12 protein-coding genes and 1 tRNA gene are annotated in these 10,005 nt (G+C 38.9%); 3 read left to right on the top strand and 10 right to left on the bottom strand.

The annotated features are described in order from the left end of the window. Positions 1–242: 242 nt before the first annotated feature. Positions 243–674 carry a hypothetical protein gene (locus K9H14_06745; protein ID MCG9479893.1) on the bottom strand — a complete coding sequence of 144 codons (432 nt, stop codon included), beginning with the start codon at positions 672–674 and terminating at the stop codon, positions 243–245. Positions 675–1,299: 625 nt separating this feature from the next. Between K9H14_06745 and K9H14_06740 the strand changes: the two genes are divergently transcribed. Next, positions 1,300–1,866, top strand: coding sequence for a flavodoxin family protein (locus K9H14_06740; protein ID MCG9479892.1), 567 nt, complete (start codon positions 1,300–1,302; stop codon positions 1,864–1,866). Positions 1,867–2,279: 413 nt separating this feature from the next. Here K9H14_06740 and K9H14_06735 read toward each other — a convergent pair whose 3' ends face one another. The 8 genes from K9H14_06735 to K9H14_06700 form a co-directional block, all read right to left on the bottom strand. Then, complete coding sequence (locus K9H14_06735; protein MCG9479891.1) at positions 2,280–2,645, bottom strand: DUF1428 domain-containing protein; 366 nt, start codon at positions 2,643–2,645, stop codon at positions 2,280–2,282. 62 nt (positions 2,646–2,707) lie between these two features. Continuing rightward, positions 2,708–3,118, bottom strand: a complete 411-nt coding sequence (locus tag K9H14_06730) for a VOC family protein (protein MCG9479890.1) — start codon at positions 3,116–3,118, stop codon at positions 2,708–2,710. A 291-nt stretch (positions 3,119–3,409) separates the two neighbouring features. Beyond that, complete coding sequence (locus K9H14_06725) at positions 3,410–4,435, bottom strand: NAD(P)-dependent alcohol dehydrogenase (GenBank protein MCG9479889.1); 1,026 nt, start codon at positions 4,433–4,435, stop codon at positions 3,410–3,412. 221 nt (positions 4,436–4,656) lie between these two features. Beyond that, a tRNA-Gln gene (locus K9H14_06720) sits at positions 4,657–4,730 on the bottom strand. Positions 4,731–4,773: 43 nt separating this feature from the next. Further along, positions 4,774–5,016 (bottom strand): sulfurtransferase TusA family protein, encoded by a 243-nt coding sequence (locus K9H14_06715; protein MCG9479888.1) that lies wholly within the window; start codon positions 5,014–5,016, stop codon positions 4,774–4,776. Further along, positions 5,013–5,186, bottom strand: coding sequence for a zinc-ribbon domain-containing protein (locus tag K9H14_06710; GenBank protein ID MCG9479887.1), 174 nt, complete (start codon positions 5,184–5,186; stop codon positions 5,013–5,015). The genes K9H14_06715 and K9H14_06710 overlap by 4 nt, the downstream gene beginning before the upstream one ends. An 8-nt stretch (positions 5,187–5,194) precedes the next feature. Next, a complete protein-coding gene (gene nifU / locus K9H14_06705; protein MCG9479886.1) occupies positions 5,195–5,578 on the bottom strand; it encodes a Fe-S cluster assembly scaffold protein NifU in 384 nt (127 codons plus the stop codon). Between the two features lie 13 nt (positions 5,579–5,591). Continuing rightward, positions 5,592–6,758: a cysteine desulfurase gene (locus tag K9H14_06700; GenBank protein ID MCG9479885.1), complete on the bottom strand. Its 1,167-nt coding sequence runs from the start codon at positions 6,756–6,758 to the stop codon at positions 5,592–5,594. Between the two features lie 125 nt (positions 6,759–6,883). Between K9H14_06700 and K9H14_06695 the strand changes: the two genes are divergently transcribed. Next, a complete protein-coding gene (locus tag K9H14_06695) occupies positions 6,884–7,096 on the top strand; it encodes a hypothetical protein (GenBank protein MCG9479884.1) in 213 nt (70 codons plus the stop codon). A gap of 116 nt (positions 7,097–7,212) precedes the next feature. Beyond that, positions 7,213–8,454, top strand: a complete 1,242-nt coding sequence (locus tag K9H14_06690; protein MCG9479883.1) for an acetate kinase — start codon at positions 7,213–7,215, stop codon at positions 8,452–8,454. Here K9H14_06690 and gltX read toward each other — a convergent pair. After that, positions 8,444–9,934, bottom strand: coding sequence for a glutamate--tRNA ligase (gltX, locus tag K9H14_06685; protein MCG9479882.1), 1,491 nt, complete (start codon positions 9,932–9,934; stop codon positions 8,444–8,446). The genes K9H14_06690 and gltX overlap by 11 nt on opposite strands. Positions 9,935–10,005: the final 71 nt, after the last annotated feature.

Below are 10,005 nucleotides of genomic sequence, written 5' to 3'. Positions count from 1 at the left end.
TGACGATAGTCTTTTAAGAAGTAAATACAGCTGTTTTTTTAAGTCTTCTGTCAATTTATTTCCTTTCGAACATACTTGATTTAAGGAAATATTAGCAAACATATGTTCGTATATCAACAATATTTTTTAAAAGAGCCTTAAGTTAAAATATATGATACATTTTTGATTATCGAACCAACATTAACCTTATTGGAGTAACAAAAAATATTGGCCTATATTAAATTTGTTTTAGCAAAAAATATTTATCTATTGGAAGGATTATTATTTCTCTTCTGCTTGCCCATCTCAGAGGCATTATGTACGCCTCTGCTTTTCGGACCATCTTCTTTCTCTTCATCTTCTTCATCTTCGCTACCGTTATTAGAAGCATCTTTCCTATTTAAAGCATCCTGTGCAGCGGCATTTCCCTTCACACTATTTTTCATTGCTTTCAGTGTGGTATCCTTTGCAGCTTGTGGGACCTTTTTATGGACTTCTGCTAAAACCTGCAGGTGGGTAGAGGTTGATTTGTCTACTAGTTGATCTACAGTAGAACCCCCGGTTCTGAGCTCCTGTGCTATATTTGATATCTCTTCACCAAAGTTATTTCCGCTACCGTTGTCTTCTTCGCCCTCAGCTTCATCTTCTTTTTCTCCACCGTCTTCTGATTCATCATATCCCTTGGCAGATTCCACACTATTTACTCCAAAAAGTGATTTGATGTTATCTACAAAGGATCTAACAGTTTCAAGCAGATTGCTTATATAACCGGCAGGTTCTTCAGTCCCAGAGTTTGATTTAGCATCAGAAGCATGTATTAGGGACTACCCTGCCAGCCAGGAGATAAGTATGAAAATTAGAAATACAGATATTTTTATCTTGAGGTTTCTTATGTCCATAACGTTTGTCTTACGCTTTCATTATTAACATTTGTATTATAAACAGACAGTAATAGTTTAATAAATTTAGACGGTTAGGAAAGAGGGCGGTTTAGAAAAGATTTATAACAAGTGGCTGGGGACTGTGGACAGAGTTAGAACTATATTATTGGGTTTGAATGAGGATATTTTTATACTAGAATTGAGCATTATAGGTTAATTACTGCTTAAAACCTACTATTTGTTACTGTCCCAAGTAGTGAAATTTAGAACCAACTCTTTAAGTAAATAATTATATTTATAGAGTTTGTCGGTAAATTTAATCTAAACAATCTAATTTCATAAAATTTCAAAATATTATATAATAATTTCAATTCCAAAAATCAATAAGGAAAATTATAAATTTTATTTCTTAGTATTAAAATTAAATAAATACACCAATATGAAAAATCAGAAAATTCTCATAATTAATGGAAGTCCAAGAAAAAATGGAAATTGTTCTTTCCTTATACAAACTTTGGCTAAAGGTGCTAATGAAAATGGAGGTATTTCTGAAATTATAAACCTTCAGGAATTAAAAATTTCACCTTGCGATGCATGCGATGCTTGCAGAAAAAACAAAACTAAAAGTTGTATAATCAAAGATGACATGATTCCTTTATATTCTAAGGTAGCACAAGCAGATGCAATTGTTTTTGCATCCCCCACTTATTGGGCTAATATTTCCGCTCAAACTAAATTATTTATTGATAGGCTATATGCAGTTGAAAAAGATAAAGTCTACGCACTAACAGGGAAAAAAATTGGTATTATTTTAACATTTGGTGATAAGGATATCTTTATTTCTGGTGGAATCAATCCTTTAAGAAGTTTTCAAGACATATGCGCTTTTGTTAATGCCTCTCTTATTGGAATAGTTTATGCATGTGCTGAAAAAGCAGGGGAAATAAAAAATAACCCAGATAAAATACAGGAAGCATTTGAACTGGGTCAAAAATTGTGTTTATAGACAAATTAATGTTTATTCATTTGATTTAAATATCTTGCTGACTGTTCACTATAAACGATGTTAGAACCAATTTTCTAAGCTTAAATGAAGATATTTTTATTCCTGAAATCAATTTTTTAAAATATCAATAAGACTAATTAGACCTTAATAACGATAACTTTTGAAGAGCCTAATTTTTTAAGATATATTTGTTAAATGTGTCTTAATGGCTGGCCACCTTACGCAAAGTTAGAACTAATTTATTGATGTTTAATGGAGATATTTTTATACCAGAAAAGTGTTTTTAAAAATTTATCAGCCATTCAAATATATTTTAATCGATTATCTTTTTTATATGGCCATTCAAAAAATTAATCATAATTTAAAATTCTATCTTAATTTAACCAAATACTTCTGACAATAATTATGGAAAATCAAATCTCAACTATAACCTCGAATCCTCCGTAAACCATACGCTTCATATCAAAAGGCATTGGCTTGTCCCTATATTCTGGGTCATTCATAACGGGATCTTTCATTACTTTCTCATTAACACTATCTCTATGTTGCTTTGACTTAAACACAATGAAAGAGAAAATAACAGTCTCATCAGGTTTGGCTCTAACAGTTTGAGAGAAATTAATCCCAGCCATCTTTGGATTTAAATCATTGCCTACAGCTTCAAAGTATTCAAGAGCACCATACTTTTTCCAGATTTTTCCGGCTGTCTCGGCCATATTTTGATAATCTTTAAGTTTTTCCTTTGGCACTGCTAAAACAAAGCCATCAATATATTTCATATTTTACTTCCTTTCTCTAAACAATAAATTACTTGTTATTTTTTACTATAAATGTCAGCAATCTATATTGCATTTTTATCTTCTTCATAAATGCCGAAAATATTCCCTTCAGGGTCTTTACAGTAAGCAAGCCAAGCCAGACCTGGAATTGGCATTTTAGGTAGGCTTATACTTCCTCCTGCCTCAGTTACCTTTTTTAAATATTCATCGACACTTGAAACTTGAATTGTACATATAAAAGCAGTTAATGGTTCTACACCCTGTGGCAGTGGGCCTTTTCGAAATACTAAACCCCCATTTATACCAGGCTCTTTTGACTTCTCGGGAGCAGTCATTACTTCCCAGTAACGGTTCTCATCTTTAACCCCTGGAATAATCCATTCCTTGATTTCCCATCCGAAAACATTAGTATAAAATTTGCCTAAACTTTCAGGGTCTGCGGCGTGAATCTCAAAATGTATGACTCTGTTCATGTTTTACTACTTCCTTACACTTTTTAGTATAACCTGTTAGCATAATTATGATTAACAGTATTATGGCCGGCTTTATCCTGGCCATTGGGAGAGTATTTACTTTAAAGCCAGATATATATTTTTAATCTTTTTAAATATGAAGTCTTAATTTATCCTAACTAAATGAATATTATTAAGATTTCTATGAAATAAATGTCTGAAAGTGGCTGGCCACTGTACGCAATGTTAGAACCGCAATAATGACTGCAGATGAGGACATTTTTAACCAGAATTAGATTTTGCAATGATAAATTAATCATTTACATCATCATTGACCAGTACAATCCTGTAACGAGCCTTATTTTCCTTTACTCTTTGAAGTGCTTCATTTACCTTTGACATGGGCATCATTTCGATAGCAGGCTTTATCCCATGGGCTTGTGCGAACAAGAACATCTCCTGCATTGTGGTCCGGCTACCTATAAAAGATCCGGTAATAGACAGTTGGTGCGCCACAAGGTCAGTTGAATTAAGCTCCAGATCCTGGAAACCTACCAGAATAAATTTGCCCTTTTTCTTTAAAGTATTAAGTAACGCTTCCCAGTTAATCTTTCCTGAAGCAGTACAAAGCAGCAGGTCGAAAATGAATTCAAGCTGGTTTAAGCTTGCCTGGTCATCTGAAACGATAAAATGGTCTGCACCAAAGGCTAAAGCCTGCTTTTCCTTCTCCGGTGATGAGGAAATAGCGGTTACCTCGTACTCTAAGGCATGTGCAAACTGTATTGCCAGATGTCCAAGTCCACCAACACTTATAATACCGATCTTCTGAGCGGGTCTGGTGGCGTATAATTGAAGTGGGTTGTAAACCGTAATACCGGCACATGTGAGAACAGCAGCTACTTCGGAGGGCATAGCATCAGGTATTTTATATGCAAAACGGTAATCTACAACCACAGAAGATGAGAATCCTCCGTAGGGTACCCATGTTCCCGATTGGACAATATCCATACAGAATTGTTCTTCTCCTTTCAAGCACCACTCGCACTTTCCGCACGAACGCCCCTGCCACCCTATGGCAACCCGGTCTCCTACTTTCATACCAGATACTGCTTCTCCCACAGATGATATATATCCGACTATCTCATGACCTGGAACAAATGGAAAGGTGGTTATTCCGTAGTAGTCGTCAATTGCATGAATGTCAGTGTGACATACTCCGCAATGGCTGATGGAAACCCTTACATCATTTTCCCCCAATTCCGCAGACTCGAACGTAAATGGCTCAAGAGATTGTCCTACTGACTTTGCTGCGTATCCCTGGATAGTTGAAGAAGGCATTTGAAGAACCTGCTTCTCTAAATTTTATAAACTTAAAATATTTGTTTAAGGTTAATTATACCCATTATGATTATTTGTAACAATTAGTGATTGTTATGATTTACTTATTCTTTAGTCCCGAAGTGGTAACTGAAAGTATAGAAAGAAAATAAAGATTTTTCATTATGCTGAAAATACGGCTTGGCTGCCCACATTTTACAGTAGCCTAATTGTTTTTTATATGGCTGGGGAGGGAGGATTCGAACCTCCGTCCTACGGTCCAGAGCCGCATGTCCTGCCACTAGACTACTCCCCAAAACGAATAACCATTATAATACGATATTGGTGTGTAGGCAAATCTATCCTGAGGTTTTTTTAATATAGAAAATAAAGGTTTCCCCTTCCTTTTCTATCTTGAAAAGTTCATTCCCAGTGGTCTTTGCCCAGCTTTTTATATCAGCCTCAGAACCAGGGTCATCAGCAGTCATTTTTAAAACCTGGCCCTCCTTCATTGAATTAATTTTCTTCCTGGTTTCATAAATGGGAGCAGGACAAAATAAACCTATGCAATCAAGTTCCTGGTCTATATTTATCTCATTCATAACTTTACTCCGCAGTTAGGACATTTTTCAATATTCTCTGAAATAGGGTAACCGCATTCAGGGCAGCGTGAAATCTTTAAATCACATACTGTACAAATTACGGATGATTTTAATTCTATATCAGTATCACAGTACGGACACTTGCATGTGGACTTTTTATCTTTAACCATGGCTTCTCCTATTTTTTCTTTTTATTCTTTTTCTGGTAATCTTCAATAGCTTTGTGAAGAGCATCTGCTCCCAGATTGGAGCAATGCATCTTGTTTTTGGGAAGACCTCCTAACTCCTCTGCAACACTTTTATTGGTGATTTTGAGAGCTTCATCCAAAGTTTTACCCTTGGCTATTTCGCTGACCATGCTGGAAACGGCAATGGCAGCCCCACAACCAAAAGTCTTAAATTTCACATCTTCCAATTTATTATCCTTGACCTTTATATAAAAGGTCATCATATCCCCGCAGGTCGGATTGCCTACTTCACCTATACCATCTGCGTCCTTTATCTCTCCCACATTCCTGGGAGACATAAAATGATCCATTACCTTATCGCTATATGTAACCATAAATACCCCTTTTCTATTCTTCCTTATACAAAGGTGACATCTGTCTTAATTTTTTAATTATTGGAGGCAAGACCTCAACAGTTTTTAAAACTTCTTTTTCAGTATTAAATTTTCCCAGTGAAAATAATACTGAGCCCTGGGCCATAGTAGGGCTAATGCCCATGGACAGCAACACCTGGCTATTCTTTAATGCCTGGGAAACGCAGGAGGATCCGCTGGCCGCAGCTATTCCTTCCATATTAAGCAATAGAAGGATAGATTCGCCTTCTATATATTCAAAACTAAAATGCACATTTCCGGGAAGCCTCTGCTCCGGATGACCGTTGAGCTTTACATTCTTTATGCTTTTGGTAATGCCTTCAATAAGTTGATCCCTTAAGCTGGTAAGGTGCTTTTTATTTTTATCCATCTCCGCTTTAGCCAGCTCTGCGGCTTTGCCAAACCCGACAATGGCCGGGACATTTTCTGTGCCCGCTCTTCTGCCGCTTTCCTGGGTACCTCCAATAATAAAAGGCTTTACCCTGGTGCCTTTCCTTATATACAGAGCAGCTGCCCCCTTGGGCCCATACATCTGCTGGGACGAAACACTGTAAGCATCAACCCCCAGCTGGTTAACATCCACCTCTATAATACCAGCTGTTGCCACTCCGTCGCTATGAAAGACAATATCGTGGCTGCTGGCTATCTGGGCCAAATCTTTAATATTCTGTATGGTGCCTACTTCGTTATTGGCATGCATAACAGTTATGAGGGCCGTATCTTCCCTTATCTCTTTTTCCAGTTGTTTTACATCCACCAAACCATATTCATCTACGGGCAGCAGGGTATACTGCCAGCCCATTTTTTTTAGTTCCTTTAAAGGATTCAGTATGGATATATGCTCGATACTGGAAGAGATTATATGTTGTCCTTTTGACTGCAATGCCCTGGCCAGCCCGAATAAGGCAAAGTTATTGGATTCTGTACCACTGGAGGTAAAATAAATCTCTTCCGGGGAAGCCCCTATAAGCCGGGCAACCCTGCTGCGGGCTTCTTCCAGTGCATCCTTGGCCTGTTGACCAAAATCATGCAGGCTGGAAGGATTGCCGTAGTGGGTGGAAAAGAAAGGCTGCATTTCATCCAGCACTTCTTTATTAACCGGCGTAGCCGAGGCATGGTCAAAAAATATTTTATCTGCCATAAATTGTCCTTTCCTTTATGTACTCTTTAGATTTTAAATATTTTTAGGAAAAAATTCCACTGGTAAAAATTTATCGCTGTCGCTAGCTTGTTGACATATTGGTCAACAATTCTTAGTATGGGGGCATGTCCAAGAAAATGCACAGTTTCCGGTTAGACCGGGATCTGATGAAAAGAGCAAAAGATAAGGCTGACAAGCTAGGCATATCTCTTTCAGCCCTGGTTTCTTTAGCGCTGGCAGATAAAATCAATAACACGGACTGCCTGCAAGAAGATAGGGCCAATATAGCCAAACAACTGGAACTGCTAAGAAAACATTTTGAACAAACCAAAAAATAATCTCTGCATTGCCAGTCCTTTCGCCGGTTTCTTTATTTGAGGAAAGCCATAAAAAATAATATAATTTATTTGCTTTGTAATGCAAACCTTTAAATGATATCGAAAGGGGCCAAATAATGATTATAGGAATCGGGAATGTAGGCAGCACCTCCCTGAAGAGTAAAATTATTGATATTGATGATCAAAATAATGTTAAGACTCTGGGACAGGCCAATCTGGACAAGATCAAGACGGAGGGCCAGTCCAATTTCAGCCACAGTGCTGGCGATGAAGACACCCGGAAAGAAGTAGTGGAAGTCTGCGGTTTTGAAGATGGAATAAAACTCATACTGGATTGGTATGTGGCCAATGGAGTCATTAACAAACCCCAGGATATTGAAGCCATGGGCTTTAAAACCATACTGGGTGTAAAGAACGGTGCCAATATGCTGACCCCTGAAACCCTGGCAGAGATGAAAAAATTTGCCTTTGTGGCTCCGGTACACAATATTCCCTATATTGAAACCATAGGTATATTCGATAAGATTTTGGATGTTCCCATGGTAGGAGTTTTTGAGCCATCTTTCCATTATTCCATACCGGAGTTCAGGAGGTATTCCGGCTTTCCCTGGGAATGGTATCAACAGCTGGGAATAAAGAAGAACGGTTTCCATGGTTCTTCCCACCGGTATCTTTCTGCCAAAGCATACCAGCTGGAAGGCACGGAAGATATTCGACTGGTAACCATACACCTCGGCGGCAGCAGTTCCATGACTGCTCTGGCCGGTGGAAAATCTGTGGATACCAGCATGGATTTTTCTCCCAATTCAGGGTTGCTTCAGGGCACCAGAGTTGGCGATGCGGATGCAACTGCTCTGCTTTATGCCATGAAAGAGTTAGGCCTGACGGTAGAGGAGGCCCAGGAGCAAATATCCAATAATGCCGGCCTCAAAGGAACAGCTGGTATCGGGTCTGACGATATGCTGGAAATACTGGCTGCAGCGGAACAGGGCAATAAGAGGGCAAAACTGGCTGTAGACCTTTATGTTGATGGTATACGGAAGTATATCGGTTCTTTGGCCACAGTACTGGGCGGCCTTGACTGCATGGTATTTGGCGGCGGTATTGGAGAAGGCAATGCCTATATGAGAGAAAGAATACTTGAGGACCTGGAATTTATGGGCATAAAGCTTGATTTATCCAGGAACAAGGAAGTAAACGGCCAGCTTGGGCTTATATCTTCTGACTATTCCATAGATTCAAAAGTAAAGGTATACATAATACCTACCAACGAGGAAGTGGTAGTAGCCAGCTTTACCAAGAAAGTGGTGGAACTGGGAAGAGATCTGAAACCGGAAGAGATGCTGTTCAGGCTCTAGCCTTCAGAGCTTTCAGGTAATTATTTAACCGGTGAAGGGTTAAATCCCTGCCCAGTATTTCCATGGTTTTAAATAAGGGGGGGCTTACCTTGGTCCCCCATAAGGCCATCCTTATTACCGATATATAATTCCTGAAGCTGCAATCCATAGTCTCTGATTTAAGCCTGAGGGCCTGTTCAATTTCCTGGGAATCAAAATCCTGCATTCCGGCAAATATTTTTATAGTTTCCTCCAGCACCAGGGGAGCATCAACCTTTTTCAGGTCAAAAAAGCTTAAGGATTCAGGAGTATAGGAAACAGTGGTAAAGTAGGGGAAGACCCAATCCGGGATTTCGTTTAGAGTTTTTATTCTTTCCCTTATAAGGGGGGCAATCTGGGTGCATTTTTCATCAAGGCCGGTATCCCATCCGGCAAGGGCCTGTTGGGAGTCAATAGACTCTTTTACCTTTCTGGCTATCATGGAAGCCAGCTGATCTGTATCCAGAGAACGTATCCAGCAGCTGTTTATCCATATGAGTTTTTCATAATCAAATCGGGCCGGTTTTTTATTAATATCTTTTAAATCAAAATCTTTCAGCAGCTGCTTAACTGTAAACATATCCTGCTCCTGTTCCGGTGACCATCCCAGCAGAGCAAGGTAATTGAGTATAGCTTCCGGCAAAATTCCCTGGTCCCGGTAGGCTTCAATGGCTACCGAACCATGCCTTTTGCTCAATTTCTGTCCATCGCTTCCCAGAATCATGGGAAGATGGGTAAATTGCGGTATGGTAAAACCAAGCAGCATATAGATAAGTATCTGTTTGGGTGTATTGGACAGATGGTCTTCACCCCTTATAACATCGGTTATCTTCATCAGGGCATCATCTACAGCTGCACTGAAATTATAGGTGGGTAGCCCATTTGACCTTAAGATTACAAAATCATCCAAATTTTCAGTATTTACAGAAATTTCTCCATAAACTATATCCTTAAATGAAATTATCTGGTCATCCGGCAGGCGGAGCCTTAGGGCATAGGGCATTTCCTGACTTATTTTTCTTTCTATCTCTTCATCAGTTAATTTCAGGCAATGGCGGTCATACTTAAAGGTCTTTCCTTCTTTTTCCAGGCTTTCCCTTTTTTGTTTCAAGGTTTCAGGTGTACAGAAACAGCGGTAGGCTTTACTCTGCTGCACTAATTGTTCTGCATACCTTACATACATTTCTTTTCTTTGGGATTGACGGTATGGCCCCAGGTCTCCGCCGGACTCATAGCCTTCATCCCAATCCAGGCCCAGCCATTTTAAGGAATCGGTCAGGCTTTGCAGGGAATCTTCTACATGTCTCAGGATATCGGTATCCTCAATTCTGAGTATTAATTCCCCCTGGTTTTTTTTAGCATAAAGCCAGTTAAAAAATGCAGTTCTGGCACTGCCAATATGCAGGTATCCAGTGGGGCTGGGCGCAAACCTTACCCTTACCTGTTTATCATTGCTGCTCATAACCTATCCTCTTATCTAATTTCCTGTAGGTAATAAATATACAATAATAAACAAAACTTTAAAACCGGATT

This window comes from Actinomycetes bacterium, from assembly GCA_022396035.1.
Taxonomy (GTDB): domain Bacteria; phylum Actinomycetota; class Humimicrobiia; order Humimicrobiales; family Humimicrobiaceae; genus Halolacustris.
The sequence above is the reverse complement of the archived record's forward strand: the minus strand, read 5'-3'. Positions and strand labels throughout refer to the sequence as shown.

What these genes read in the sequence shown, in the direction of transcription:
- K9H14_06740 (MCG9479892.1), top strand. Translation starts at nt 1,300, where the DNA reads ATGAAAAATCAGAAAATTCTCATAATTAATGGAAGTCCAAGAAAAAAT.
- K9H14_06735 (MCG9479891.1), bottom strand. Translation starts at nt 2,645, where the DNA reads ATGAAATATATTGATGGCTTTGTTTTAGCAGTGCCAAAGGAAAAACTT.
- K9H14_06730 (MCG9479890.1), bottom strand. Translation starts at nt 3,118, where the DNA reads ATGAACAGAGTCATACATTTTGAGATTCACGCCGCAGACCCTGAAAGT.
- K9H14_06725 (MCG9479889.1), bottom strand. Translation starts at nt 4,435, where the DNA reads ATGCCTTCTTCAACTATCCAGGGATACGCAGCAAAGTCAGTAGGACAA.
- K9H14_06715 (MCG9479888.1), bottom strand. Translation starts at nt 5,016, where the DNA reads ATGAATGAGATAAATATAGACCAGGAACTTGATTGCATAGGTTTATTT.
- K9H14_06710 (MCG9479887.1), bottom strand. Translation starts at nt 5,186, where the DNA reads ATGGTTAAAGATAAAAAGTCCACATGCAAGTGTCCGTACTGTGATACT.
- nifU (MCG9479886.1), bottom strand. Translation starts at nt 5,578, where the DNA reads ATGGTTACATATAGCGATAAGGTAATGGATCATTTTATGTCTCCCAGG.
- K9H14_06700 (MCG9479885.1), bottom strand. Translation starts at nt 6,758, where the DNA reads ATGGCAGATAAAATATTTTTTGACCATGCCTCGGCTACGCCGGTTAAT.
- K9H14_06695 (MCG9479884.1), top strand. Translation starts at nt 6,884, where the DNA reads ATGTCCAAGAAAATGCACAGTTTCCGGTTAGACCGGGATCTGATGAAA.
- K9H14_06690 (MCG9479883.1), top strand. Translation starts at nt 7,213, where the DNA reads ATGATTATAGGAATCGGGAATGTAGGCAGCACCTCCCTGAAGAGTAAA.
- gltX (MCG9479882.1), bottom strand. Translation starts at nt 9,934, where the DNA reads ATGAGCAGCAATGATAAACAGGTAAGGGTAAGGTTTGCGCCCAGCCCC.